The organism is Comamonas thiooxydans (assembly GCF_002157685.2).
Classification (GTDB): domain Bacteria; phylum Pseudomonadota; class Gammaproteobacteria; order Burkholderiales; family Burkholderiaceae_C; genus Comamonas; species Comamonas testosteroni_H.
The window spans coordinates 5,854,808-5,879,580 of record NZ_AP026738.1 but is presented as its reverse complement, the minus strand read 5'-3'; the positions used below and the strand labels follow the sequence as shown (position 1 = coordinate 5,879,580).

Annotated in this window: 21 protein-coding genes; 11 read left to right on the top strand and 10 right to left on the bottom strand. The window is 62.4% G+C overall.

Going from position 1 to position 24,773, the window contains the following annotated elements:
* Positions 1 to 38 precede the first annotated feature (38 nt).
* Positions 39 to 608 (top strand): dihydrofolate reductase family protein, encoded by a 570-nt coding sequence (locus tag CTR2_RS27355; RefSeq protein ID WP_087085602.1) that lies wholly within the window; start codon positions 39 to 41, stop codon positions 606 to 608.
* Here CTR2_RS27355 and CTR2_RS27350 read toward each other — a convergent pair.
* Complete coding sequence (locus CTR2_RS27350; RefSeq protein WP_087085603.1) at positions 605 to 1,489, bottom strand: DMT family transporter; 885 nt, start codon at positions 1,487 to 1,489, stop codon at positions 605 to 607. The two genes, CTR2_RS27355 and CTR2_RS27350, sit on opposite strands and share 4 nt — an antisense overlap.
* Before the next feature lie 200 nt (positions 1,490 to 1,689).
* Between CTR2_RS27350 and pyrF the strand changes: the two genes are divergently transcribed.
* The 3 genes from pyrF to CTR2_RS27335 all read left to right on the top strand — a co-directional run bounded on the left by pyrF (position 1,690) and on the right by CTR2_RS27335 (position 4,634).
* Positions 1,690 to 2,517, top strand: coding sequence for an orotidine-5'-phosphate decarboxylase (gene pyrF / locus CTR2_RS27345; protein ID WP_087085604.1), 828 nt, complete (start codon positions 1,690 to 1,692; stop codon positions 2,515 to 2,517).
* A gap of 19 nt (positions 2,518 to 2,536) precedes the next feature.
* A complete protein-coding gene (locus CTR2_RS27340; protein ID WP_012840359.1) occupies positions 2,537 to 3,445 on the top strand; it encodes a LysR family transcriptional regulator in 909 nt (302 codons plus the stop codon).
* A 205-nt stretch (positions 3,446 to 3,650) separates the two neighbouring features.
* Positions 3,651 to 4,634: a Bug family tripartite tricarboxylate transporter substrate binding protein gene (locus tag CTR2_RS27335; protein WP_003060082.1), complete on the top strand. Its 984-nt coding sequence runs from the start codon at positions 3,651 to 3,653 to the stop codon at positions 4,632 to 4,634.
* A 200-nt stretch (positions 4,635 to 4,834) separates the two neighbouring features.
* Here CTR2_RS27335 and CTR2_RS27330 read toward each other — a convergent pair whose 3' ends face one another.
* Positions 4,835 to 6,007 carry an NAD(P)/FAD-dependent oxidoreductase gene (locus CTR2_RS27330; RefSeq protein WP_087085605.1) on the bottom strand — a complete coding sequence of 391 codons (1,173 nt, stop codon included), beginning with the start codon at positions 6,005 to 6,007 and terminating at the stop codon, positions 4,835 to 4,837.
* Positions 6,008 to 6,061: 54 nt separating this feature from the next.
* Complete coding sequence (gene uvrA / locus CTR2_RS27325; protein WP_087085606.1) at positions 6,062 to 9,130, bottom strand: excinuclease ABC subunit UvrA; 3,069 nt, start codon at positions 9,128 to 9,130, stop codon at positions 6,062 to 6,064.
* 444 nt (positions 9,131 to 9,574) lie between these two features.
* On the opposite strand from uvrA, the gene CTR2_RS27320 reads away from it, so the two are divergent.
* The 4 genes from CTR2_RS27320 to CTR2_RS27305 all read left to right on the top strand — a co-directional run bounded on the left by CTR2_RS27320 (position 9,575) and on the right by CTR2_RS27305 (position 13,368).
* Positions 9,575 to 10,747: an MFS transporter gene (locus tag CTR2_RS27320; RefSeq protein WP_140401096.1), complete on the top strand. Its 1,173-nt coding sequence runs from the start codon at positions 9,575 to 9,577 to the stop codon at positions 10,745 to 10,747.
* A gap of 249 nt (positions 10,748 to 10,996) precedes the next feature.
* Positions 10,997 to 11,545, top strand: a complete 549-nt coding sequence (ssb, locus tag CTR2_RS27315; RefSeq protein ID WP_003064700.1) for a single-stranded DNA-binding protein — start codon at positions 10,997 to 10,999, stop codon at positions 11,543 to 11,545.
* Positions 11,546 to 11,861: 316 nt separating this feature from the next.
* Positions 11,862 to 12,578, top strand: a complete 717-nt coding sequence (locus tag CTR2_RS27310) for an FHA domain-containing protein (protein ID WP_087085608.1) — start codon at positions 11,862 to 11,864, stop codon at positions 12,576 to 12,578.
* Positions 12,579 to 12,768: 190 nt separating this feature from the next.
* Positions 12,769 to 13,368 (top strand): pilin, encoded by a 600-nt coding sequence (locus CTR2_RS27305; RefSeq protein ID WP_087085609.1) that lies wholly within the window; start codon positions 12,769 to 12,771, stop codon positions 13,366 to 13,368.
* A gap of 229 nt (positions 13,369 to 13,597) precedes the next feature.
* Here the strand turns inward: CTR2_RS27305 and moaC are convergent, their stop codons facing one another.
* Positions 13,598 to 14,065 (bottom strand): cyclic pyranopterin monophosphate synthase MoaC, encoded by a 468-nt coding sequence (gene moaC, locus CTR2_RS27300; RefSeq protein ID WP_087085610.1) that lies wholly within the window; start codon positions 14,063 to 14,065, stop codon positions 13,598 to 13,600.
* Positions 14,066 to 14,265: 200 nt separating this feature from the next.
* On the opposite strand from moaC, the gene CTR2_RS27295 reads away from it, so the two are divergent.
* Positions 14,266 to 15,927: a M48 family metalloprotease gene (locus CTR2_RS27295; RefSeq protein WP_140401090.1), complete on the top strand. Its 1,662-nt coding sequence runs from the start codon at positions 14,266 to 14,268 to the stop codon at positions 15,925 to 15,927.
* Here CTR2_RS27295 and CTR2_RS27290 read toward each other — a convergent pair.
* The 3 genes from CTR2_RS27290 to CTR2_RS27280 form a co-directional block, all read right to left on the bottom strand.
* On the bottom strand, positions 15,886 to 16,236 hold the full coding sequence (locus CTR2_RS27290) for a phage holin family protein (protein WP_034348032.1): 351 nt from the start codon (positions 16,234 to 16,236) through the stop codon (positions 15,886 to 15,888). The two genes, CTR2_RS27295 and CTR2_RS27290, sit on opposite strands and share 42 nt — an antisense overlap.
* Before the next feature lie 109 nt (positions 16,237 to 16,345).
* Complete coding sequence (locus tag CTR2_RS27285; RefSeq protein ID WP_034351037.1) at positions 16,346 to 16,819, bottom strand: hypothetical protein; 474 nt, start codon at positions 16,817 to 16,819, stop codon at positions 16,346 to 16,348.
* A gap of 133 nt (positions 16,820 to 16,952) precedes the next feature.
* Positions 16,953 to 17,708 (bottom strand): TerC family protein, encoded by a 756-nt coding sequence (locus CTR2_RS27280; protein ID WP_003066777.1) that lies wholly within the window; start codon positions 17,706 to 17,708, stop codon positions 16,953 to 16,955.
* A gap of 425 nt (positions 17,709 to 18,133) precedes the next feature.
* Between CTR2_RS27280 and CTR2_RS27275 the strand changes: the two genes are divergently transcribed.
* A complete protein-coding gene (locus CTR2_RS27275) occupies positions 18,134 to 18,580 on the top strand; it encodes a DUF3717 domain-containing protein (RefSeq protein ID WP_087085611.1) in 447 nt (148 codons plus the stop codon).
* Between the two features lie 107 nt (positions 18,581 to 18,687).
* Here the strand turns inward: CTR2_RS27275 and CTR2_RS27270 are convergent, their stop codons facing one another.
* Together CTR2_RS27270 and purB are read right to left on the bottom strand one after the other, a co-directional pair.
* Positions 18,688 to 19,248: a YaeQ family protein gene (locus CTR2_RS27270; protein WP_087085612.1), complete on the bottom strand. Its 561-nt coding sequence runs from the start codon at positions 19,246 to 19,248 to the stop codon at positions 18,688 to 18,690.
* Positions 19,249 to 19,386: 138 nt separating this feature from the next.
* Positions 19,387 to 20,766 (bottom strand): adenylosuccinate lyase, encoded by a 1,380-nt coding sequence (gene purB, locus CTR2_RS27265; RefSeq protein WP_034401209.1) that lies wholly within the window; start codon positions 20,764 to 20,766, stop codon positions 19,387 to 19,389.
* 169 nt (positions 20,767 to 20,935) lie between these two features.
* On the opposite strand from purB, the gene CTR2_RS27260 reads away from it, so the two are divergent.
* Positions 20,936 to 21,553 carry a glutathione S-transferase C-terminal domain-containing protein gene (locus tag CTR2_RS27260; protein ID WP_087085613.1) on the top strand — a complete coding sequence of 206 codons (618 nt, stop codon included), beginning with the start codon at positions 20,936 to 20,938 and terminating at the stop codon, positions 21,551 to 21,553.
* 340 nt (positions 21,554 to 21,893) lie between these two features.
* On the opposite strand, the gene glnE is transcribed toward CTR2_RS27260, so the two are convergent.
* Positions 21,894 to 24,686, bottom strand: a complete 2,793-nt coding sequence (glnE, locus tag CTR2_RS27255) for a bifunctional [glutamate--ammonia ligase]-adenylyl-L-tyrosine phosphorylase/[glutamate--ammonia-ligase] adenylyltransferase (RefSeq protein WP_087085614.1) — start codon at positions 24,684 to 24,686, stop codon at positions 21,894 to 21,896.
* Positions 24,687 to 24,773 lie beyond the last annotated feature (87 nt).

Here is a 24,773-nt window from a genome sequence, read left to right as displayed (position 1 = left end):
GGCCGAGTCAGCGCCTTCAAGGCAAACTACAGCCCATCATGAAGACCCAGTACTACACCGCTTCCAGCCTGGACGGCTTTCTTGCCACCGAAGACGACTCTCTAGACTGGCTGTTTCCTCTGGGCAGCCTGACGCAGTCCAGCTATCCGGGCTTTATTGCGCAGGTCGGTGCGCTGGCCATGGGCTCGTCCACCTATGAGTGGATGGTCCGCAACGCCGATGCGGTGAAGAAGGAGACTGGCGCGGCCTGGCCTTATGCACAGCCTGCCTGGGTTTTCTCCAGCCGTCAGCTGCCGTTGATAGAGGGAGCCGGTGTACGCTTTGTCAGCGGCGATGTGCGGCCCGTGCTGGCAAGCATGAGGGCTGCAGCCGGTGACAAGAACATCTGGATCGTGGGTGGCGGAGATCTGGCGGGGCAGTTCCATGACGCGGGCCTGCTCGATGAGGTCATCGTACAGATTGGCTCGGCTACTCTGGGCCGTGGCAAGCCTTTGTTGCCGCGCCGCTTGCTGAGTCCCGTGCTGCAGCTGCAGTCCGTGCAGCAGATGGGCCCGGGAATGGCCGAGCTGCGCTACACCGTGTGCAAAACGCAGCCGCCCGCGAATTAACGGCTGCTTTTGGCTGGCCAGAGCACCGAAGCAATTGCCACCACCATCAGGCAGACAGCAGTCCAGTCCTGCCAGTGCAAGACCTCGCCCAGCCACCAGGCGCCCACGAACACGCCCAGCACCGGAATCATCATCACGCTCAGCGTGGAGGCCACGGGCGGCAGGCTGCGGGCCAGATAGAACCATACGGCCTGGGCGAAGCCCAGCACCAGCACACCGTTGAAAGCGATGGCAGCCAGAGCGCTCTGGTCGGGCATATGCCATTGCTGGCGCTCGAAAACAAAGGCCAGCACGGTCAGTACCACGGTGGTGATGGCCACCATCCACAGCGACAGCGTCATCAGCGGCACCGGAGCCTCGGTGCGGCGCAGCAGCTGCGTGCCCCAGGCCCAGCCGGCGGCGGCAATCAGCATCAGCATCACGCCCAGGGGCTTGCTGCCCAGAGCGCCAACCTCATGCCACAGCAGCAGCAGCACGCCTGCAAAGGCCGCTCCCACGCCGGCCCAGGCGCGTGCGCCCAGCCGGTCCTTGAAGAACAGGCTGCCGAACACGGCCGAGAAGATGGGCATGGTGTAGCCCAGAATCGCCGCGCGCCCGCTGGACAGCGTGGGGATGGCAATGATGATCAGGCAGTGCCAGAGCACCATATTGAACAGCGTGAGCTTGGCCAGCTGGCCCCAGTAGCTGCGCGGTATGGTCAGCGGCAAGCCCTTGCCGACGACAAAGAGGGCCAGAATGGGCAGGCCTATCCACATGCTGACCATGCGAAAACTCAGCGGCGGGAAATGCTGTACGCCGAGCTTCATTACCGGCCAGTTCAGGCCCCAGACGATGGTGAGCAGGACGAGAAGAATGAGCTGTTTGGGCGTGAATGAAGGCATGGGGCTGGATTATCTCCCCCTGTGGCGCTTCGCGCCTTCCCCCTCTCTCTACGCGCTGCGCGCTAGGGGAGGGGGACGACACCGTCGGTGCGCGGCGGCGCTTCCTCGGTGTCACTGAGTTGGTGTGTGCGTCTGATTTGCGGCTTGGCGCAAAACCTGTGGCAAGGCTTGGAAGGGGTGAACAATTAAAATCCCCCTTTATGACTTTTATCGACATGCTGCGCGACGCGTCCACGCGCAATGACTCCATGCTGTGCGTGGGTCTGGACCCCGAACCCAGCCGCTTTCCTGGTGCCATGAAGGGCGATGCGTCCAAGATCTACGACTTCTGTGCAGCCATCGTCGATGCCACCCATGATCTGGTCAACAGCTTCAAGCCCCAGATCGCCTACTTTGCCGCCCACCGTGCCGAAGACCAGCTGGAAAAGCTGATGGAGCACATGCGTCGCGTGGCACCCCATGTGCCCGTGATTCTGGATGCCAAGCGCGGCGATATCGGCTCCACCGCCGAGCAATACGCCAAGGAAGCCTTCGAGCGCTATGGCGCCGATGCCGTGACGCTCTCGCCCTTCATGGGTTTCGACTCCATCACGCCCTATCTCAAGTACGAGGGCAAGGGAGCTTTTCTGCTGTGCCGTACCTCCAACCCCGGCGGTGACGATCTGCAGGCCCAGGTCCTGGCCGATGTGCCTGGCAACCCCCATATGTTCGAGCATGTGGCCAAGCTGGCCCAAGGCCCCTGGAACACCAATGGCCAGCTGGGCCTGGTGGTGGGTGCAACCCGTCCCAACGAGATCGAGCGCGTGCGTGCCGTGGCTCCCACACTGCCGCTGCTGATTCCCGGCGTGGGTGCACAGGGCGGTGATGCCGTGGCAACCGTCAAGGCGGCCCGCATCGGCGGCGGACCCATCATCATCAACTCCTCGCGCGCCATTCTGTACGCAGGGCAGGGCGACGGCTTTGCCAAGGCCGCACGCGAAGCCGCTATCGCCACGCGCGCCACGCTGCAGGCTGCAGCCCAGAGCTGAGCCAGGGTAGGCTCTGGCCATGCAAAGCAAATGGCTGGAAGACTTTCTGCTTCTGGCTCAGGAGCGCAGCTTCACCCGCGCGGCAGAGCTGCGCCATGTCACCCATCCTGCCTTCGGCCGCCGCATTCGTGCACTGGAGGCATGGGCTGGAACGCCGCTGATCGAAGCGGGCGGCGGGCCGGTTCGCCTCACCCCGGCCGGTGAAGCCTTTCGAGACACCGCCGAGCAGATGGTGCGTACCCTGGCCCAGTCGCATGACGAGCTGCAGGCCGTGGCCGGTCGGCAGGCCCATGTGATCACGCTGGCCACGGGGCGCACCCTGGCGCGCACCATCGTGGCCGACTGGCTGGCGCGCTACGGCAGCGTGCTGCAGACGGCGGAGATGCGCATCGTTACCCGCACACTCGACGAAACCGTGCACATGCTCCAGCGCGGCGAGGTCAGCTTTGCCCTGCTCTATCACCATGCGGCCATTGCCGTGCGGCTGGATGGCCGTCAGTTCAGCTATCTGACGGTGATGAGCGACAAGCTGGTGCCCGTGGCGCGGGCCGATGCCGAAGGCAAGCCCTTGTTTGCACTGGCGCAAGCCCTGCTGCCCGGTGCCAGCCCCGTGCCCTATCTGGCGTTCTCGCACAGCATGGCGCTGGGGCGGCTGGCCGAAGATCATCTGGCCAGCCATCCGCTGTGGCCTCGCCTGCGCCGCTGCATCGAATGCGATTCTGCGGATGCCAACTACGAGTACGTGCTCAAGGGCCTGGGCGTGGCCTGGATGCCCTGGTCCATGGTGCAGCGCGACTGCCAGGACGGTCGTCTGGCGCTGGCCGGGGACGGCAGCCTAGACGTGCACTTCGATGTGCGGCTTTATCGGCCCAAACGCCGCTTGAGCACCGCTGCGGAGCAGTTCTGGACCGATATCACTGGCCAGTAAATGAGCAGTCACTCCTTTTTTGTCTGCGGCCAGACTTGAAGCTGGAAAAACAACAGCAGGTATCGGGCTCCTGGCTGCATTGCTCCTCCTCTATTTGCTCAAAAACGCGTTGATGTGCTGAAATGGCACGGAAATGTGCCAGATCAGCACAAAAAGGTTTTCTCCGTATTCGGACAATTGCCTCATACAGATTCGGAATAGTTTCATGCAGAACACAAACATCCTCCGCCGTACCGCCATCGCCGCGGGCCTGCTGCTGGGCGCTGCCGTGGCAGTGCCTGCCATCGCCGCCGACAACTATCCCAGCAAGGCCATCACCATGGTCGTGGGCTACCCGGCCGGCGGCAGCACCGACCTGGTCGGTCGTCTGGTGGCCGACGGCCTGGCCAAGCAACTGGGCCAGCCCGTGGTGGTGGAAAACCTGGGCGGTGCCGGTGGTGCCATCGGTGCACAAAAGGTGGCCAAGGCCCCTGCCGACGGTTACACCATCATGGTCGGCGCCAACAATGAACTGGCCATCGCCAGGCTCATCAACAAGGCCGTGAAGTACAACATTGGCGACTTCACTCCCATCGGCCTGGTGGGTTCCCAGCCCATGGTGCTGGTCGCATCGCACAAGGCCGGCGTGAAGAACGCGGCCGAGTTCGTCAGCCTGGTGTCCAAGAACCCCGACAAGTTCAGCTACGGCAGCTCCGGCGTGGGCACGGCGCTGCACCTGGCCGGCGAGCTGGTCAAGGAGCAGGGCAAGCTGCAGATGACCCATGTGCCTTACAAGGGCGTGGCGCCGCTGACCACCGACCTGGTGGGCAACAACATCGAGTTCGGCGTGTTCGTGCTGTCCTCGGGACTGCCCCATATCAAGGCCGGCAAGGTCGTGGCCCTGGGTACGACCGAAGCCAAGCGCTCAGCCATCACCCCCGATATTCCTGCCCTGTCCGAACTGCCCCAGTTCAAGAACGTGGACATCAACAGCTGGTTTGCGCTGATGGCGCCCAAGGGCCTGCCCGCTCCCATCGCCGCCAAGCTGAAGAAGGCGCTGGAGGAAACCATGGCTTCGCCCGAGTTCCGCAAGAAGATGGAAGAGACCGGCAATGTGGTGGCCGATCCCAAGGTGGATGCCGGCAAGTACATCAACACCGAAATTGCCAAGTACGCAAAGATTGTTCAGTTCGCGCATATCGAGAACTGATCTGACTTTGACTGGCGGCGGCCTGAGGTCGCCTCGGTTGGGAAACGGCTTGTGTCTTTGGGGCGCAGGCCGTTTTTGTTTTTGTGCTTTTCGGTGTCGTGCCTGATTTGTTGGCAGGGGCCGGGGCGAAATCCCGGTCCCAGTCCTGAAATACAGCAAAAATCAGGCTATGGCGCAGTCCCACAAAGCGCAACCAGCTATCAATTCTGAGTCGTTAGCTGACAACGCGCAGGCGACACCGCCCCCACATTCACCTTCTGCGCGGCCAGCGTCGCATCCAGCGTTTCCCCGAGCAGCAGATTGCGCGCCAGCAGGCTGTAGCCGGCGGCGCTCTGGATGCCATAGCCGCCCTGGGCGGCAACCCAGAAAAAGCCCGGCACGGGCGTGGGCGAGGCATCCCAGCCTATCACCAGCTCGCCATCTGCGACAAAGCTGCGCAGGCCGGCCCAGGTATGCGAGGGGCGGCGTATTTGCAGCGTGGTGGCCTCCTCGATGTGATAGATGCCGGTCGCAATGTCCAGCTCTTCGGGCACCACATCGTGCGGAGCCACGGGGTCTGCATTGGCGGGTGAGCCCAGCAGCTGGCCGGCGTCGGGTTTGATGTACCAGTTTTCGTCGGCGCTGATGATGGCGGGCCAGTGCGTGGCATCCATGCCTTCGGGAGCCGGGAAGGTGAATGCGCTGCGGCGTTTTGGAGTGATGCCGATGGGAGCCGCGCCCACCATGGCGGCCACGACATCGGCCCAGGCCCCGGCGGCGTTGACGATGACCTTGGCACGAAGGCTGCGGCCCTGAGGCAGTGCAATGTGCCAGAAGTCGTTGACCCGGGTGATGGCCTGGACCTCGGCGTTACACCACAGGTCGCCGCCGCGCTGGCGCAGGCCGCGGATATAGCCCTGGTGCAGGCCGTGCACGTCGATATCGCGTGCGCCAGTGTCCAGAAAGCCGTCCACCAAGACCTCGGTGTCGAGCACGGGAACCAGGGCCTTGAGCTGTGCGGCGCTCAGGCGCTGGGCCTCGGGGGAGTGGATGGTGGCTTCGGCATAGGCGGCATCGACCAGATCCTTTTGCTCGGCCGTGCCCACATAGAGCACGCCGCGCGGCGTGAGGATGGGAGCTTCGGCAAAACCGGCCGGTGGCGCATCGTAGAAGGCCCGGCTGGCGCGGGTCAGGGCCTGCACCTGGGCGGGGCCGTAATGCTCTTCAAACAGTGCGGCCGAGCGGCCGGTGGTGTGATAGCCGGGCTGGGATTCGCGCTCCAGCACCAGCACGGAAGGCGGAGTATCGCCACCCGACTGCACCAGCTGCCAGGCTGCGGATGCACCGGCCATGCCCGCGCCCACGATGACGAAATCCCAGACATCTTTCTGCATTGCTTTTCTCCTCGGTGTCGCCGGCCATGGCCCTGCATGGCCGGCTGTGCTTGGTCAATCCTGGCTTGTGGCCGACTTGGCTCTGGATTTGGCAGGGGCCTTGTCCAGATAGGGCTTGAGGTAGCGGCCCGTCACGCTGGCCGGGTTGGCTGCGATGTCTTCGGGCGTGCCCTGGGCCACGACCTGGCCGCCGCCCGAGCCACCCTCGGGGCCCATGTCGATCAGCCAGTCTGCGGTCTTGATGACGTCGAGGTTGTGCTCGATCACAACGATGGTGTTGCCCGCATCGCGCAGCTGGTGCAGCACTTTCAGGAGCAGTGCGATATCGGCAAAGTGCAGGCCCGTGGTGGGCTCGTCGAGGATGTAGAGGGTGCGGCCGGTGTCGCGCTTGGACAGTTCCTGTGCGAGCTTGACGCGCTGGGCCTCGCCGCCCGACAGCGTGGTCGCGCTCTGGCCCAGGCGGATATAGGACAGACCCACGTCCAGCAGGGTCTGCAGCTTGCGCGCAATGCTGGGCACGTCCTTGAAGAAGGCATGAGCGTCTTCGACCGTCATCTCCAGAATCTGCGAGATGTTTCGGCCCTTCCACTGTACTTCCAGCGTCTCGCGGTTGTAGCGCTGGCCGTGGCAGAGGTCGCAGGGCACGTAGACATCGGGCAGAAAATGCATTTCCACCTTGACCACGCCATCGCCCTGGCAGGCCTCGCAGCGGCCGCCTGAGACATTGAACGAGAAGCGCCCGGGGCCATAGCCGCGCTCCTTGGCGGTATTGGTTTCGGCCATCAGCTCGCGGATGGGCGTGAACAGGCCGGTATAGGTGGCCGGGTTGCTGCGCGGCGTGCGGCCGATGGGCGACTGGTCGACGTTGATGACCTTGTCGAAATAGTCGATACCCGCGATATCGTCATGCGCAGCCGGCTCGGTGCCGGCGCGGTGTACCTGGCGTGCCACTTCGGCATACAGCGTGTCGTTGACCAGGGTGGATTTGCCCGAGCCCGAGACGCCGGTGACGCAGGTAAACAGTCCGACGGGGAAGTCCACCGTCACGTTCCTGAGGTTGTTGCCGCGCGCACCTTCCACGGTCAGCGCCTGAAGGTCGGTGCGCGCCTTGCTCGCAGATTCCCGCTTTTTGGCGGCCGTGACGGGAAAGCGCGATGTGCTCTGGGTGGCCTCGGCTTCACTGTCCTTGCGCAGCACAGGCAGCCAGGCGGTGCGCTGCCTGGGCACGGGAATGCTTTGTACGCCGCTCAGGTAGCGACCCGTGGGCGAATCGGGGCTGGCCTTGATGTCTTCATAGCTGCCCTGGGCCATGATTCGACCGCCATGCACGCCGGCGCCCGGGCCCATGTCGATGATCTGGTCGGCTGCGCGCATCATGTCTTCGTCATGCTCGACCACGATCACGCTGTTGCCGATATCGCGCAGGTGCTCAAGCGTGGCAATCAGCTTGTCGTTGTCGCGCTGGTGCAGGCCGATGGAGGGCTCGTCCAGCACATACATGACACCCGTCAGACCCGAGCCGATCTGAGACGCCAGGCGGATGCGCTGGGCCTCGCCGCCCGAGAGCGTGTCGGCGCTGCGGTCCAAGCTCAGGTACGAGAGGCCCACATCGTTGAGGAAGAGCAGGCGCGAGGCGATCTCACGCACGATCTTGTCCGCAATCTCTGCCTTGGCCCCGGTCATGCTCAGTTGCTTGAACCAGCCCAACGCATCGGCCAGCGTGGCATGGCTGACCTCGTAGATGGAGCGGGCCTGCTCGCCATCGCCCACGCGCACAAAGCGCGCTTCGCGGCGCAGGCGCGTGCCTTCGCATTCGGGGCATTTGCGAACGCTGCGCAGCTTGGCCAGGTCGTCGCGCACCACCTGGGATTCGGTCTCGCGAAAGCGGCGCTGAATATTGGGGATGATGCCTTCGAACGGGTGCGACTTGATAAAGGCTTCGCCCTTGCGTTCGCCGCTCTCGAAAACATAGTTGAATTCCATGGACTCGTCGCCCGAACCAAAGAGAATCACGTCGCGCACTTTCTCTGGCAGCTCCTCGAACGCCGTCTCGGTGCTCACGCCATAGTGCTTGGCCACGCTCTCCAGCATGGAGAAGTAGTAATTGTTGCGCTTGTCCCAGCCCTTGATGGCACCGCTGGCCAGACTCAGCGACGGGAAGGGCACGACGCGGTCGGGGTCGAATGCTTCACTGTTGCCCAGGCCGTCGCATGCCTGGCAGGCTCCCATGGGGGAGTTGAAGGAAAACAGGCGCGGCTCCAGCTCGGGCAGGGAGTAGTCGCAGAGCGGGCAGGCGAACTTGGCGCTGAACAGATGTTCCTTGCCGCCATCCATCTCCAGCGCGATGACGCGGCCGCCGGCATCAGCACCGCCGGCGCGCAAGGCCGCCTCAAAGCTCTCGGCCAGGCGCTGCTTGATGTCTTCGCGCACCTTGACGCGGTCTATCACCACGTCAATGTTGTGGCGCTCGTTCTTCTCCAGCTTGGGCAGGGACTGTGCATCGTAGATCTGCCCGTCGACACGAAAGCGCACATAGCCCTGGGCCTGGAGCTGCACGAAAAGCTCGGCGAACTCGCCCTTTTTCTCGCGCGCCAGGGGGCCGAGGATCATCAGCTTGGTGTCTTCTGGAAGCTGCAGCACGCTGTCCACCATCTGGCTGATGGTCTGGGCCTGCAGCGGCAGATTGTGGTCGGGGCAGAACGGCGTGCCGGCACGGGCGTAGAGCAGACGCAGATAGTCGTTGATCTCGGTCACCGTGCCCACGGTGGAGCGCGGGTTGTGGCTGGTGGCCTTTTGCTCGATGGAAATGGCGGGCGACAGGCCCTCGATCAGATCGACATCGGGTTTGTCCAGGCGGCCCAGAAACTGGCGTGCATAGGCCGAGAGACTCTCCACATAACGGCGCTGGCCTTCGGCGTACAAGGTATCGAAGGCCAGGCTGGACTTGCCCGAGCCCGACAGGCCGGTGATCACCACCAGCTGGTTGCGAGGAATGTCCAGGTCGATGTTCTTGAGGTTGTGCGTGCGTGCGCCGCGAATGGCGATGCGTGTCTGCGCCAGAGAACGGCCCAGATAGAGGCTGTCATCATGGACTTCAGAGGGCGAATCAGGCTTCAGGGACACGGGCGCTCCAGACGGGGAAAACTCTCCATGATAGTCAGACGGGAATGAGCGTGACTAGGGTCTGTTGATATTTGGTCGAAGATCGCGTTGCAGCGACAAAGGCAGGCAACAACGCAGACAGGCTTTTGTCGCAGCAACCCGAAGGGGAGGTGTATGGCCGACCGCCGCTCGCCGTTGCGTTCCTTGTGCGGGTAGGCACCCGCACTGCGTCACGCGTCTGGATTGGCAATCGGCCATATACCTTCGCGACTCCGAGCAAACCTCAATAGACCCTAATGGATCCAGGTTCACGGACAATCTACGGTTTTATTTCCTCTCTTTTGCCCGGCAGTGATTTAGTTAACCTGGGCATAAGACTTTGACTCTTGGCAAAATCTGAGCGTGAAAAAAATCAATACCTCCCCCAGCGCGGGCACGCAGGGCACGGACAAATCCTCTTCCGCCATGACCTCCCAGGAACGCCGCTCCAGCGGCGCCCTGGCGCTGATCTTTGCGCTGCGCATGCTGGGCCTGTTCCTGGTGCTGCCCGTCTTCATGCTGGAGGCACGCAAATACCCGGGCGGTGACGATCCGGCCATGATCGGCCTGGCCATGGGTCTGTATGGCCTGACTCAGGCCCTGTTCCAGTTGCCCATCGGTCTGGCCTCCGATCGTATCGGCCGCAAGCCGGTCATCGTCGCCGGCCTGCTGGTGTTTGCGGCGGGCAGCCTGATTGCGGCCATGGCCGATTCGCTGACCGGTCTGATGGCGGGGCGTGCCATTCAGGGTGCAGGCGCCGTGTCTGCTGCCGTCACGGCCTTGCTGGCCGATCTGACACGCGATGGCGTGCGTACCAAGGCCATGGCCATGGTGGGCGGCAGCATTGGCCTGATGTTTGCACTGGCGCTGGTGCTGGCGCCGCTGCTCAATGCCTGGATAGGGCTGTCCGGCATCTTCGGCCTGACCTGCGCGCTGGCGCTGGCCGGCATTGCCGTGGTGCTGTGGGTGGTGCCGCCCGAGCCCAGGCAACATGCCGATGCGCCCAAGGGCAGGTTCAGCGAGCTGCTGGGCCAGAAGGATCTGCTGCGCCTGAATTTTGGCGTCTTCATCCTGCATACCGTGCAGATGTCCATGTGGGTGGCCGTGCCGGCCATGCTGGTGCAAGCCGGTCTGGCCAAGGAGCAGCACTGGCATATCTATCTGCCGGCCGTGCTGCTGTCCTTTCTGGCCATGGGCCTGCTGTTCTCCATGGAGCGCAAGGGCAAGCTGCGCAAGGCCTTGCTGGGAGCCATTGGCCTGGTACTGGTCGTGCAGATCGGTCTGGGCATGCTGGCCGTCAGCGGTACCATTCCTACGGTCTGGTGCATGGCGCTGCTGATGTTTCTGTTCTTCTGCGGCTTCAATGCGCTTGAAGCCACCCAGCCAAGCCTGGTCTCGCGCATGGCGCCGGCGCCGCTGCGCGGTGCGGCATTGGGTGCCTACAACACGCTGCAGTCGCTGGGCCTGTTTGCCGGTGGCGCTGTCGGTGGTGCAGTCGCCAAATTTGCGGGCGTGCCGGGCTTGTTCATCATGACGGCGGTGCTCGTTGCCCTGTGGCTGGTCGTGACCTGGCCGCTGCGCCCGGTGGGGCGTCACTGACTTACAGCGGCGCTGTGCGCCTAGGCGGCCCCGCCTTCCCCCTCTCTGCTACGCGGAGGGGGACGCAGCCCTCGCAGCGGGGCTGCCCCTGCTCGGCTGCTCGCGCGCAGTGGCCCCTGCACCATGTATTGCAGTGATGGGATATCGGGAAATCCCGTGCTCCTCATGGCTGGCTTGGGGCAAAATACGAAGTTCATTGGTTCGGGACCTTTCCCAATAGCCCGGACCACTTTTTGAAAAGGTATCTCTATGGCATCCGTCAACAAAGTCATCATCGTCGGCAATCTGGGTCGTGACCCCGAAATGCGCACCTTCCCCAGCGGCGATCAGGTGGCCAATGTGACCATCGCCACCACGGACCGCTGGCGCGACAAGAACACCGGAGAAAACCGCGAAGCCACCGAATGGCACCGTGTGGTATTCAACGGCAAACTGGCCGAAATCGTGGGTCAGTACCTGCGCAAAGGCAGTCAGGTCTATGTGGAAGGCAGCCTGCGCACCCGCAAGTGGACCGACCAGGCCTCCGGCCAGGAACGCTACGCCACCGAAATCCGCGCCGACGCCATGCAGATGCTGGGCAGCCGCCAGGGTGGTGGTCAGCAGCAAGGCGGCTACGGCAGCGATGATGGCTACGGCGAAAGCAGCTACGAAGCACCCCGCCGTCAGGCTCCCGCACCCATGCAGCAGCGTCCCGCACCGGCACCCATGCAGCAGCGTCCTGCTCCTGCACCCATGGCTCCTCCCCCCCAGCGCGCAGCCTCGGGGTTTGACGACATGGATGACGACATCCCGTTTTAAATCACGGATAGGTGGCTGCCGCCACTTTGCAAAGATTTGCAAAAAAGCCCGCGCTTTCAACGAGCGCGGGCTTTTCTTATATGGCGACTTGATAGATTGCGGGTGCGATTCCAAAGATGCTGCAGACGAATGACAGCAAGGTTGAAAATTTCAATCGAATGGCTGGCTTCATCGAATTAGTGAAATAAGATGCAGCATGCAAGCGCGTTTCATCCAGTTACGATTAATGATTGAGCGCTGAATCACACACTCAAGTGGGAGTGGTCCTAGCCAGTGCAGCCAAGCAGGACTTGGCGTTTCCTCAGGAGCTTCGAGCATGCCGACTTTGGTCATCTCAATCGACGGCGCAGTCATCAAGGAAGTACAGCTCACCAAGGAGCGCACGACCTTGGGTCGTCGTCCTTACAACGACATCGTGATCGAGAATCTGGCGGTCAGCGGCGAGCATGCCGTGCTCACCATCTCCGGCGGCAAGGTCTGCATTGAAGACCTGCGCAGCACCAACGGCACCTATGTCAACGGTCGCGCCATCCAAAAGCAGGACCTGCTCAACGGCGACCTGCTGGACATTGGCCGCTACAAAATCCGCTTTCTTGATACCGTGATTGCCGATACGAATACGCCAACGGCCCAAGGCGGCAAAAAGGCGTTGGCGCATATTTCCGAAGAGGCCGACAGTGGCTATGCCAAACTCGCCAGCCCCTCCGGGTTCGGCGAAATCTCCAGCTTCAGCTCCACCATCCAGGGCTCGCTCACCGCGCTGCCTGCGCGCCACGCCGTGATTCGCATGCTCACCGGCAGCCTGGCCGGCAGGGAAATACCTCTATTCAAGGTGGTTACCACTTTGGGCAAGCCCGGTGTAGCCATTGCCTCCATCACTCAGAAGCCCCATGGCTTTGTGCTCACCCAACTGGAAGGTGCGAGCGAAGACCTCAAGCTCAATGGTCAGGTGGTGGGCCCTCTGTCTGTGCCGCTGCTCAATGGCGATACGGTGGACTTGGCGGGCAGCACCATGCGCTTTGTCGTTGACTAAGGCCGCTGATCCAATCCGGGCTACAGGCGGACAAATTTGTCAGTCGCGCTACCAAACTGCCAAATTTGTTATCTGAGGTTTGCTAGATGTTGTCAATCGTGTCATTCTGTTCGGGATACCTTGAGGTGGAGTAATTGGCACGCTGCTTGCTTGATGGACAGTGTTACTTCATCAACCAAGGGAGTTTTTCATGAAGCGTTCCATTCAAAAGGGTTTCACCCTGATCGAACTGATGATCGTTGTGGCGATCATCGGTATTCTGGCTGCTGTGGCGCTGCCGGCTTATCAGAGCTACATGGCCAAATCCCGTTTTGCAGAAGTCGTTTTGCAAGGCTCGGCCTGCCGTTCCGATGTTTCCGCCAAGTATCAGACATCCATGGATCCGCTGTCTGCCACAAACCCCGGCCCTGGTGGCTGGGGCTGTGAAGTTCCCGCAGTGGGTACTACGCCTGTGGCAGGCAAATATGTGCTGGAAATCGCAACCAATGACATTGGCGTTGCTAAATTGACGCTCAAGGATGTCAAGGGCGAACTGGGTATTCCTGAAGGCGAGTTCCTGTACTTCGTTCCCCTGAAGAAGGACGGCACCCCCATTGCAACGGCCGACTTGGCCGCAGCAGACATCCAGGCTGATGGCTCCAACAAGGGTGGCCTGACCGGCCAGCAAATCGGCGGCATGAAGTGCATGGCCTCTGAGGACGCAAAGACACAGCTGAAGAAGCTGCTGCCCGGCAGCTGCTCTGTGGGCAAGATCCCTGGCGGCACGACCTTCACCTCGAAGAGCGCCTAATCTGCTGTCTGGTCCCGTGTTGCTCAGAATTCCGAATCTCTGAGCAGTACTTGGCACACCACAACACAATGCCCTGCAGTGGAAACTGCAGGGCATTGTTGTATTCAGTGGGTCCGTCGGTGCCGCATTTGAGCCAAGCACTTGAATGGCAGCGCTTGGCCTTCAACCAATATTGACGAAACCACCATTGGAATCAACACCTGTCTGAGCGATGGACAAGACCGCTGCCTTACAAGGAACTGGACTTCCCCCCCCGCTTCTCCACTACCCTAACTCCCTCCATCACCATGCCCTTATCTACCGCTTTGCACATGTCATAGACCGTGAGCAGCGCCACCTGAACAGCTGTGAGGGCCTCCATCTCGACTCCTGTAGGTCCCACCGTTTCCACGGTAGCCACACAACGAACGGAAGATACATCTGGCAACATCTCAAACTCCACAGCCACCCGCGTCAACGCCAGCGGATGGCACAGCGGAATCAGGTCGCTGGTCTTTTTGGCGGCCATGATGGCGGCGATGCGGGCCACGCCCAGCACGTCGCCTTTTTTGGCCGTGCCGGCCTGCACAATGGCCAGGGTCTCGGGCTTCATGGTGATGCGGCCTTCGGCCACGGCGATGCGATGGGTGCTGGGCTTGGCACCGACGTCCACCATATGGGCCTGGCCCTGGGCGTCGAAGTGGGTAAGAGAGGACATGGCGGTTCTTTCCGGCGGCAGATGGGTTCGGCTCTGCGGCGCAATCAAGGTTGAGTAGGTGGTGGGTGGCGGCTATACCTGGGCATCACAGGCGGGCATCTCGCCGCATCCATCAATCAAGGCATCATAGTGGGGTGTTGAACGGTCGGCATATGGAAGATCCGTATGTCGGCAATGCTGTGATTGCCATGCCATTTTTGATGCCAAAACTGCGTACAGTTCATATTCTAAAAGCGCTGACAGCTTCTGTTTTGATAGCTATTCAGGCCGTATCCCCATTGACTTCCTCTGCGCAGGCGGCAGGCTTGCCGACCCTGGGCGATGGTGCCTCGTCGCTGACCACGGGCGAGGAGCGGCGTCTGGGCGATTCCATCGTCCGCGAGCTTTACCGCGACCCGGACTATCTGGACGACCCGGTGCTGCAGGAGTACGTAGAGGGCATCTGGCTGCATCTGCAGGATGCGGCACGCAAGAATGGCGAGCTGTCGCCCGAGCTGGAGGAGCGCTTTGCCTGGACGCTGCTCCTGGGCAAGGATCGCCAGGTCAACGCGTTTGCGCTGCCGGGCGGCTATATGGGCGTCTATCTGGGTCTGATCGGCGTGGTCAGCAGCGGCGATGAGCTGGCATCGGTCATTGCCCATGAAACCAGCCACATCACCCAGCGCCACATTGCCCGCATGATGGCGCAGCAAGGCAAGCAGACGCCGCTGATGCTGGCTTCCATGCTGCTGGGCGCCCTGGCGGCCACGCGCAGCCCCGATGCGGCCATGGCCATCATGATGGGCGGTCCGGCAGCGGTGATGCAAAACCAGCTGAATTTCTCGCGCGCCATGGAGAGCGAGGCGGACCGCATGGGCTACAGCCTGATGTCTCCTGCCGGTTTTGCGCCCCAGGGCTTTGTGAGCATGTTCGGCAAGCTGCAGCAGGCCAGCCGGCTCAATGACAACGGCAGCTGGCCCTATCTGCGCAGCCACCCGCTGACCACGCAGCGTATCGCGGACATGGATTCGCGCATTCCGCCCGGCAAGCGCGCGGCTGAACCTGTGCCGACGCTGGAGCATGTGATGATGTCGGCGCGCGCGCGTGTGATCTCCAACCCCGGTGTCGAGGTGCGTCGCCAGTGGGCCAGGCTGCCGCGTTCCGGCAGTTTTTCCAGCCTGAGTCAGTTCGAGCAGGTCGCTCAGCTTTATGCGGCCACGCTCAGCGCCATGTATCTGCGCGACTGGCCGCTGGCGCGCGAGATGGCGCAGCGGCTGCTCGCGGCGACGGCGGGCAACGCACCAGCGAATATTCAAGCCAAATGGCTGAATGCCGAGCTTGAATTCAAGGCCGACAACCCGCAGGCGGCCTTGGCGGCCTTGCCACTGCAGTCCGGCAATGCGCCCGAGGCGGCACCCAGGGGCCCGGCCAGTGGCAATCTGGCCGGGCCACGTGAGGTCGGGCCGCGCGAGGCCGGGCCAAGCCTGGCCACGATTGACGTGGTGGAGCGGGTTGCGCCGCGCAGACCGCAGCTCTTGCTCAAGACCGAAATCCTGCTCAGGCTCAACCAGGCTGGCTCCATGGCCAGCCCCTTGCAGACCTGGGTGACGGACCACCCCCGCGATGGCTCGGCCTGGCAGACGCTGGCGCGCGTGTGGCGCAGCCAGGGCCAGGAAATGCGAGCCCTGCGGGCCGAAGCAGAGGCCCAGGTGGCGCACTACGACTACGCGGCAGCGGTGGATCGCTTCAAGGCCGCGCAGGATCTGGCCCGCAAGGCCGGCGCCGGTGCCGACTACTTCGAGGCTTCCATCATCGACACGCGTTTGCGTGCCGTGGAAGAGTTACTCCGGGAACAGCTGCGCGACAAGGCGGTCAATAAGTAGGCCCAGCACAGAGTAGATCAGCGCACCCAGCATGGCGGCCCAGAAGCCGGTGACATGGAAGCCGCCGAGGATGCCGGAGGCCATCCAGAACATCAGGCCGTTGACCACCAGCAGGAACAGACCCACGGTGATGATGGTCACGGGCAGCGTCAGTATCACCAAGATGGGGCGAATGATGGTGTTGAGCAGGCCGATGACCAGGGCCGCAATCATGGCCGAGCCGAAGCTCTGTACCTGTACGCCGCTGTAGACATAGGCGACCGCGAGAAGAGCCGCCGCGCAAAGAAGCCATTTGACGAGGATTTTCATGCTGACCAGCATATCAGCAGGCCGTGTCTGCGCTCATTGCGGCACAGCATAAAAAAAGCCTTGCGAGGTTTTGGCCGCGCAAGGCTTATTCAGAGAGTGCTTGAAGCTCTTAAATCGAGAGCGAGTCGTCGATCACAAAGCCCATCATGGCGGCAATCGCCGCCATGGTGCCGGGCAGATTCCAGCGGCCGCCGGTGGCGCCTGTCTTGGCGTTGGCCTTGACGGGAGCGGCTTGCACGACCTCCTGCTTGGGGCGGCGGGCGTCGATGATCTGCGCTGCGCCATGTTCCTGCTGCAACTCGGCGACCAGCTCGGTCAGCGGGCCCTTGGCCAGTACGGCAGTGACCTTGCCTCCTGTCGTCGCCATCACGGGCATCAGTGCCGCAAACAGCTTGTCTGCCCATTTGCCGCGCCAGTTCTCGCGAGCGCGATGGCTGACCCATTTGCTCACACGGTGGGTCATGCGCGGAGCACAGGCCACCAGCAACCAGTGGGAGGAAGCCGCCTGGCTCGATCCCGCCAGTGCCTCGAGCATAGGCTGGGCGTATGTGGCGTCATCCACGTAAACAATGATGGGGTTCAAAGTGCGTCCTAACTGGAACGAAGGTTGAAGAATGCGGCACATCTGTAGGAATGTGCCGACTTGTTTCTATTGTGAGTCGTGAAGGCTGCGGTCAGTTCCCGCATTCCTTCACGAATTGCTGGGTTTTCCAGACTTAGTGGGCTGCAACCGCGGGGCGGCGGCTGGCAATGAACTTGCCCAGGGCCAGAACCAGCAATGCGCCGCCGATATGGGCCGCCCAGTACAGGGTCTTGGAGATTTCGGCCAGACCTTGTGCATCGGTCGTGCCCAGCTTGGGCATCCACAGCCACTTGTCGGTGTTCACGAACACGGGGTCGGTCACGAACATGCCGCCTGCGATCCAGCCCAGCAGCATGCCGCCGGCCACGATGATCATGGGGAAGCGCTCCATCAGCTTGATGACCAGCTGCGAACCCCAGACGATGATGGGCACGGAAATCAGCAGACCCAGCACGATCAGCAGCATCTGGTGGTCGCCCGAGCTCTGGGCTGCGCCGGCGATGGCGATCACGTTGTCCACGGACATCACCAGGTCGGCGACGATGATGGTCTTGATGGCGGCAAACAGCTTGTCGCTGCCTTCGATGTTGTCGTGACCTTCGTCATCGGGAGCAATCAGCTTGATACCGATCCAGATCAGCAGTATGGCACCCACGACCTTCAGGAACGGCAGCTGCAGCAGCACCATGGCAAAGGCGATCAGGATGATGCGCAGGATGATGGCACCGGCAGTACCGTAGATGATGCCCTTGCGACGCTGCTCGGGTGGCAGCTTGCGGCAGGCCAGTGCGATCACGACCGCGTTGTCGCCGCCGAGCAGGATGTCGATGATGATGATTTGGCCCAGCGCAATCCAGAAGGGCGTGTGGGTCAGAAAGTCCAGATCCATGTGATTTTTCCTCGTTGTGGAATGCCGCCGGTGCAGTCTGCATAGGTTTGGCACTTGACGCCAGCGGGTGAAGACCAGGGTGACGTAAGTCGAAGCGCAAACCCGCGCGAGGAATCGTGCAGGGGAAGACACTTTGATTGACCGTCATCGGCCTATCAAAGGTCTTGCTCGATTGCAGTCTGGCTGCAAACCGTATGGCCGGAAGCTTGCGCTTCGTATTGACGACCATCCGCTCATGGCGCAAAACATGCGCCCGATAAGCTACTCCCCTTCGAAGCTGCGCATTTCAACACAGCAGGCATGGGATTTCAAGTTTCAAACCCCATCTAGTTCACAGGTTTTATATTGAGCAGCCGTCTTGCAGCGCCTTTGCACAAAGCACAGACAGCTACCAAAAACGAAGCAACCTTGCTGGCGCAGGCCTCATGGCTGCGGCTTATGATGCCTGCTCCATGACTGCCATTCACATCACCGACATCGAAGCTGCCATCAATTACTGGCGAGGCCGCGCTCCATCGCCCGACGGCGTGCTGCTGGCACCCGAGGTCAAGGCGCTGGCCGAGGTGTATGCGCTGATGATTCATGCCTGCGAGTCCGAGGTGGCGGTGGAGGGCTTCCCGTCACATGCCATGGCGGCCTGGCTGGTCTGGTTCGACACCATGCCCGATACGCCTTGCATTGCCATCTGCTCCACCAGCCAGGGCGATGAGAAATGCAAGGGCTGCGGCCGCAGTTTTGACGAGGTGCAGTTCTGGACTGCCATGGAGCCCGCCGAGAAGCGGGCCGTATGGCGCCGCATCACGGTCGAGGGCGATTCCTGGCGCTTCACCCGTTATGCGGAGCGCGCCGTGGAGCGTAAACACACTCCATAAGACGCTACGCCCAGGCGGCCCCATGCCTTCCCCCTCTCTGGCGTTGAGCGCCGGAGGAAGACGATGCCATCGCTGCGGGGCGAGGCATCTTGGCGTACCTCAGTGGCTTATTTCCAGCGCGTGGGCTCGACAAACACCGTGCCCAGATTGCCGGACAGCGTGAGCTGGCCTTCCTGAATCGTGGCCTGCAGCTGCATGCTGCGCTCGGCCAGCGAACCCAGTTGCTGGGCCACTTCCGAGTCGATGTAATGCACTTCCAGCTTGCTCTGGCGGGCCAGCTTGCCTTCCAGACCCTTCCACCAGACATGGGCGGCGTGGTTGAAGGGGTAGACCAGCATATGGTCCGACTTGTTGCAGGCCTTGGTGATGGGCTTTTCGTCGGGCTGGCCGACTTCGATCCACAGGCGCTTCTGGCCGGTGTAATCGGTGATGTGCACGTCCGGATCGTCAGGGTCGGACAAACCAATGCCAAAGCCCAGCGTACCGTCACCATTGCACAGGTCTTGCAGCTTCCAGGCGTTCAGCGCCAGGGCCACCAGGCGCACCATCATGCGGTCATCGGTTTCGCTGGGATGGCGCGCCAGCGTCAGATTGTGGTCGGCGTAGTAGTTGTGGTCGATGTCGGCAATCGACAGATTGGCTTTGAAGATGGTGGACTTGATGGCCATGGCGGTGCTGCCCGCAGGCAGTCCTTTTGAAAACTATCAAAAACAAGAGCTGCCAGCGCCAATCAACATTGGCTTTGGCAGCTCTTTGATGCTGAGAAACTTGAATATCAAGCGCTAGCAGCTATCCTTTTTTGCGGATCAAACGCGCTTGGCCAGCTCGGCAGCCTTGCCGATGTAGGAAGCAGGCGTCATGGCCAGCAGACGGTCCTTGTCGGCCTGGGGGATTTCCAGACCGTTGATCAGGCGGTGCAGGTCTTCGGCCAGCACGGTCTTGCCGCGCGTGACTTCCTTGAGCTTTTCGTAGGCGCCCTGCACGCCATAGCGGCGCATCACGGTCTGGATGGGCTCGGCCAGCACTTCCCAGGCGTTGTTCAGGTCTTCCTGCAGACGCTCTTCGTTGAGTTCCAGCTTGTTCAGTCCGGTCATCAGCGAGGCGTAGGCCAGCGTGGTGTAGCCGAAGGCGACGCCGATGTTGCGCAGCACGGTGGAGTCGGTCAGGTCACGCTGCCAGCGGCTGATGGGCAGCTTCTCGGCCAGATGCTTGAGCATGGCGTTGGCCATGCCCAGATTGCCTTCGCAGTTCTCGAAGTCGATGGGGTTGACCTTGTGGGGCATGGTGGACGAGCCGATCTCGCCAGCCTTCAGGCGCTGCTTGAAGAAGCCCAGGGACACATAGCCCCAGATGTCGCGCGACAGGTCGATCAGGATGGTGTTGGTGCGAGCCATGGCATCGAACAGCTCGGCCATGTAGTCATGGGGCTCGATCTGGATGGAGTAGGGCTGGAAGCTGATGCCCAGACCCTTGGGCTCGGCGGATTCCACCACGTTCTGGCTGAACGCTTCCCAGTCGAACTCGGGCCAGGCCGACAGGTGGGCGTTGTAGTTGCCCACGGCGCCGTTCATCTTGCCCAGAATCTTCACGCCGGCGATGTTGGCAGCGGCCTTTTGCAGGCGCACGACCACGTTGGCCAGTTCCTTGCCCACGGTGGTGGGAGAGGCGGTTTGACCGTGCGTGCGGCTGAGCATGGGCACTTCGGCGTAGAGGTGGGCCATCTCGCGCAGCTTGGCGATGATGCCGTCGATGGCGGGCATCAGCACGGTGTCGCGGCCAACGCGGATCTGCAGGGCGTGGCTGGTGTTGTTGATGTCTTCGCTGGTGCAGGCAAAGTGCACGAACTCGGCAGCCTTTTGCAGCTCGGCGCGACCGTCGAACTTGGACTTGATCCAGTACTCCACGGCCTTCACGTCGTGGTTGGTGGTCTTTTCGATGGCCTTGATGGCGTCTGCATCGGCTTCGGAGAAGTTGGCGACCAGCGCGTGCAGATAGTCGCGCGATTCGGCCGACAGCGCGGGGAATTCGGCAAAGCCGGCATCCGACAGGGCGATGAACCAGGTCACCTCGACCTGAACACGGCGGTGCATATAGCCGTATTCGCTCATGATGGGGCGCAGTGCGGACAGCTTGGCGGCGTAGCGGCCGTCCAAGGGAGAGATGGCGGTGAGGGAGGACAGGTTCATGGTGGCGCAATTGTAGGTGTGCTGCATCAGTCGCACGCAGCGCTGGGTTGCTCGGCGGCCGCGGCCGGCACCATGGCGGCCCTGTGCGGCGGCAGCCGGGCCGCCATGGCAGCGCATAGAATCATTGCACCGGCCCGTCGCCGGTGACTCGTGTCATGGAACCGCTGCTATGAAACTAATAGGCTCCACCACCAGCCCCTATGTGCGCAAAGTCCGCGTCGTGCTGGCCGAAAAGAAGCTGGACTATCAATTTGTCGAAGAGAACCCCTGGGAGGAAGCGCTCTCACCGGGTACGGGCAATCCTCTGGGCAAGGTGCCGCGTCTGGTGATGGACGGCACGGAGGCCATGTTCGATTCGCGTGTCATCGTCGAATATCTGGACACACTTTCGCCGGTCGGCAAGCTGATTCCGGGCACGGGCCGCGAGCGTGCCGAGGTCAAGACCTGGGAGGCCCTGGCCGACGGCATGCTGGACGCTGCCGTTCTGGTGCGGCTGGAGGCCACCTGGCCCGGCCGCAGCGCAGAGCAGCGCAGCCAGGCCTGGATGGACCGCCAGATGGGCAAGGTCCAGGCCGCGCTCAAGGTCATGTCTCATGGATTGGGCGAGAAGCCGTTTTGCTGCGGAGGCACGCATCTGACGCTGGCCGATATCAGCGTCGGCTGTGCCCTGGCCTGGCTGGATTTCCGCTTTCCCGAGATGGACTGGCGCGCAGAGCATCCGAACTTGGCCGCCTTGCTGACCAAGCTGGCGGCGCGCCCCAGTTTTGTGAACACCGTGCCCCATTGAGTGGCGGCATGTCAGCCAAGAAAAAGGCCACTCGGAAGTGGCCTTTTTTGGGGCATAAAAAAGCTGCGAAGCATCCCGAAACGAATTAAGAGAGGGAGGGAGGAGAAGCGCTCCGGGGATCGTTCAATGGGCGTACCCAAGGGCTTCGCAACTGGAAATTGGTGAATGCAGACCTGTCAGTTCATTGCACTTGACTATCAGATAAGACACTGTTGCAGAAGTTCCAGCCCCCGTGGGTTTCATTTTTGTAACAATTTGGCAATGCCTGTAGGCAAATCTTGACGGATGCTGCCAGCGCCTCGAAAAGCAGGTGCTCACCCATCTCCAGGCCCTGAGGCCGCTAGCTGCTTTGTGTTGAGGCGACTGGCCCGAACACCGCAGTCCAGAGCTTGAGTACCGCTTCACGCTGGGCTTGGGCCTGCTCTGGTTCCAGCTGTCCGGAGCGCTCATCCAGTCTTGCCACGTGTTGCAGGCGGCGCAGCTCGCGGTAGGCCTTGGCGGCTTCATAGCCCACTGCCTTGGGCAGCAGGCCCGCGTCTTCGGCGCGTTGCAGCAAGGCGATATTGCCCACATTGGCGATCAGCTCGCGGTGAGCGCCGGATTCGGCCAGCACCAGGTACTGCACGGCAAATTCCACATCCACCATGCCGCCGGGGCTGTGTTTGACGTCAAACAGGCCACCGCGTACCGGGTGGGCGCCACGCACCCGCTCACGCATGGTTTCAATCTCGTTGCGCAGAGCAGCGGCATCGCGCGGCGCGGTGATGACGGCTTCGCGCACCGCATCAAAGCGCTGATGCAGGTGCAGATCGGTCGCAGGCTCACCTGCAGGCGAGGGAAAGTCGCGGCTGCCCAGCACAAAGCGGGCACGCGTCATGGCCTGGTGCTCCCAGGTCCAGGCGGTGTTGCTGCCGCGCTGCTGCTGGTAATTGGCATAGGACTCGAAGCTGGTCACCAGCAGGCCCGAGTTGCCGTTGGGGCGCAGCGCGGTGTCGATCTCGAACAGATCGCCTTCACCGGTCTTGACGGTCAGCCAGTTGATGAGCTTGCGCACATAGGCCGCGTAGACCTCGGGCGCGCGGTCATCGTCGTCATCGAAGACGAAGACGATGTCCAGATCGCTGCCGTAGCCGAGTTCCTTGCCGCCCAGCTTGCCGTATCCCACGATGCCGAAACGTGGCGTATCGCGATGGCGGCTCTTGAGCCGGCTCCAGCACCATTGGGCCGTGATGCGCAGCACGCTGTCAGCCAGGGCGCTGAGGTCGTCGGCCACTTGCTCTACGGTAATGCGGCCTTCGATATCGCGCGCCAGCGTGCGGAAGACTTCGGCATGGTGGGCGCGGCGCAGCAGATTGAGCAGGGTTTCGTCGTCGTCCTCGCCCGTGGATTGCAGGGCGGCCAGGCGCATGGCCAGCTCGTGCTCGAAGTCTGCTGCAACAAAGCGCTCCTTGAGGATGGCATCGCTGGCCAGCTCATCGATCACCCCGGGGTGTTGCTGCAGGTACCGTGCAGGCCAGCGTGCAGCTCCCAAAAGATGTAGCAATCTCTCGTGAACTGCCGGGCGTTCCAGCAGCAGGGCAAGGTAGCTTTCGCGGCGTAGCAGGGGCTCCAGCCACTGCAGAAAGCGTTTGGCAGCTTCTTCGCCGGACTGGCCGCTTTCCACCCATTGCGAGGTGCGCTCCACCAGCCTGAACAAACGGGCCCGCGCCTCGTCGCGCAGGCCATTGATGCGGGTATTGCTGCGCCAGTCGGCGACCTGCCCGGCCAGCGAGGGAGGCAGGGCCTCGATCAGGTCTTCGATGTCTCTGGGCGTGGGCGGCCCGCCTGCCGCGGCCTTGGCGGCATTGCAGTGGCCGTTGCTGCATTGCTGGGAGTCACCGCCGAGCAAGGTGTCGAACTCCTGTGCCACCAGTTCGCGATGCTCGTCCAGCTGGTGCAGAAAGCCACAGGCATCGGCGTAGCCCAGGGTGCGGGCAATCCACAGCAGATCATCGTCGCGTGTGGGCAGCACATGGGTCTGCTGATCGTCCAGATACTGGATGCGGTGCTCCACCTGGCGCAAGAAGATGTAGGCGCGGCTCAGCGCATCGGCAATTTCGGCGCTCATCAGATTGGCCTGCACCAGGCGCTGCAGCGCTTCCAGCGTGGGGCGACGGCGCAGTTCGGGGAACTGGCCGCCGCGCACCACCTGCAGCAGCTGCACGATGAATTCGATCTCGCGGATGCCGCCGCGCGAGAGCTTGACGTCGTTGGCGCGCTCGGGGTGGCCTGCGCTGCGCTTGGAGGCGTGGTCGCGGATCTGGCGGTGCAGGCTGCGCAGCGAGTCGAACACCGCATAGTCCAGATAGCGGCGGAACACAAAGGGCAGCACCACGCCGCGCAGGGCCTGGACGTTGGGGGTCTGGATATCGGCCAGCGGCGCCACGATGCGGCTCTTGAGCCAGGCAAAGCGCTCCCACTCCCGGCCATGGATCTGCAGATACTCCTCCAGCGAGGACAGCGAGACGGCGGGGGCGCCGGAATTGCCGTTGGGCCGCAGGGCCAGGTCGACGCGAAAGACAAAGCCGTGCTCGGTGGTGTCGCCGATCAGGCTGAAGATGCCCTTGACGGCGCGGCCGAAGTACTCGTGGTTGGAGATTACGCCGCGGCCGTCGGCCTTGCCCTGGGTGTCTCCGTCATGTTCGTAGACGTAGATCAGGTCGATGTCGCTGGAGACATTGAGCTCGCGGGCGCCGAGCTTGCCCATGCCTATGACCCAGAACTGGACTTCCTGGCCGGCAGGGCCTTGGGGTGCGCCATGCCGGGTGTCGAGTTCGGCGCGCACCTGGGTGCAGGCACGGTCCAGGGCCAGCTCCGCCAGCTCGGTGACAGCCTTGGTCACCACGGCGAGGGGCGCCTGCTGTTCGCAGTCCAGCACGATGATGCGCTCCATCACCAGCTGGCGCAGCACGCGCAGCGCCGCGGAGAGATCCAGGCCGCGCGAGTGCAGCGTGCCCAGGGCCTGCTCCATCAGAGCCCGATCGGGGGCTCCCGGCGGCAAGGCGTCAAACCAGTTCTCGTAACGGCGGTGAAGGCGCTGCACAAAGCGCGAGTACTGGGCCGGGGAAGGAACATTGAGGGCGTTTTCTGCCATTGCTTGCTCTGGGGACTGCATGCGGACCGTAAAAAATGATGTCAGGCAGGCAGGTAATCAGTTCGGCAACGTGTGGTTACCGAAACG

What these genes read in the sequence shown, in the direction of transcription:
- CTR2_RS27310 (WP_087085608.1), top strand. Translation starts at nt 11,862, where the DNA reads ATGCCGACTTTGGTCATCTCAATCGACGGCGCAGTCATCAAGGAAGTA.
- pyrF (WP_087085604.1), top strand. Translation starts at nt 1,690, where the DNA reads ATGACTTTTATCGACATGCTGCGCGACGCGTCCACGCGCAATGACTCC.
- purB (WP_034401209.1), bottom strand. Translation starts at nt 20,766, where the DNA reads ATGAACCTGTCCTCCCTCACCGCCATCTCTCCCTTGGACGGCCGCTAC.
- ssb (WP_003064700.1), top strand. Translation starts at nt 10,997, where the DNA reads ATGGCATCCGTCAACAAAGTCATCATCGTCGGCAATCTGGGTCGTGAC.
- CTR2_RS27270 (WP_087085612.1), bottom strand. Translation starts at nt 19,248, where the DNA reads ATGGCCATCAAGTCCACCATCTTCAAAGCCAATCTGTCGATTGCCGAC.
- CTR2_RS27340 (WP_012840359.1), top strand. Translation starts at nt 2,537, where the DNA reads ATGCAAAGCAAATGGCTGGAAGACTTTCTGCTTCTGGCTCAGGAGCGC.
- CTR2_RS27260 (WP_087085613.1), top strand. Translation starts at nt 20,936, where the DNA reads ATGAAACTAATAGGCTCCACCACCAGCCCCTATGTGCGCAAAGTCCGC.
- CTR2_RS27350 (WP_087085603.1), bottom strand. Translation starts at nt 1,489, where the DNA reads ATGCCTTCATTCACGCCCAAACAGCTCATTCTTCTCGTCCTGCTCACC.
- glnE (WP_087085614.1), bottom strand. Translation starts at nt 24,686, where the DNA reads ATGGCAGAAAACGCCCTCAATGTTCCTTCCCCGGCCCAGTACTCGCGC.
- CTR2_RS27335 (WP_003060082.1), top strand. Translation starts at nt 3,651, where the DNA reads ATGCAGAACACAAACATCCTCCGCCGTACCGCCATCGCCGCGGGCCTG.
- CTR2_RS27280 (WP_003066777.1), bottom strand. Translation starts at nt 17,708, where the DNA reads ATGGATCTGGACTTTCTGACCCACACGCCCTTCTGGATTGCGCTGGGC.
- CTR2_RS27355 (WP_087085602.1), top strand. Translation starts at nt 39, where the DNA reads ATGAAGACCCAGTACTACACCGCTTCCAGCCTGGACGGCTTTCTTGCC.
- CTR2_RS27290 (WP_034348032.1), bottom strand. Translation starts at nt 16,236, where the DNA reads ATGAAAATCCTCGTCAAATGGCTTCTTTGCGCGGCGGCTCTTCTCGCG.
- CTR2_RS27275 (WP_087085611.1), top strand. Translation starts at nt 18,134, where the DNA reads ATGGCTGCGGCTTATGATGCCTGCTCCATGACTGCCATTCACATCACC.
- CTR2_RS27320 (WP_140401096.1), top strand. Translation starts at nt 9,575, where the DNA reads ATGACCTCCCAGGAACGCCGCTCCAGCGGCGCCCTGGCGCTGATCTTT.
- CTR2_RS27305 (WP_087085609.1), top strand. Translation starts at nt 12,769, where the DNA reads ATGAAGCGTTCCATTCAAAAGGGTTTCACCCTGATCGAACTGATGATC.
- CTR2_RS27330 (WP_087085605.1), bottom strand. Translation starts at nt 6,007, where the DNA reads ATGCAGAAAGATGTCTGGGATTTCGTCATCGTGGGCGCGGGCATGGCC.
- moaC (WP_087085610.1), bottom strand. Translation starts at nt 14,065, where the DNA reads ATGTCCTCTCTTACCCACTTCGACGCCCAGGGCCAGGCCCATATGGTG.
- CTR2_RS27295 (WP_140401090.1), top strand. Translation starts at nt 14,266, where the DNA reads ATGCCAAAACTGCGTACAGTTCATATTCTAAAAGCGCTGACAGCTTCT.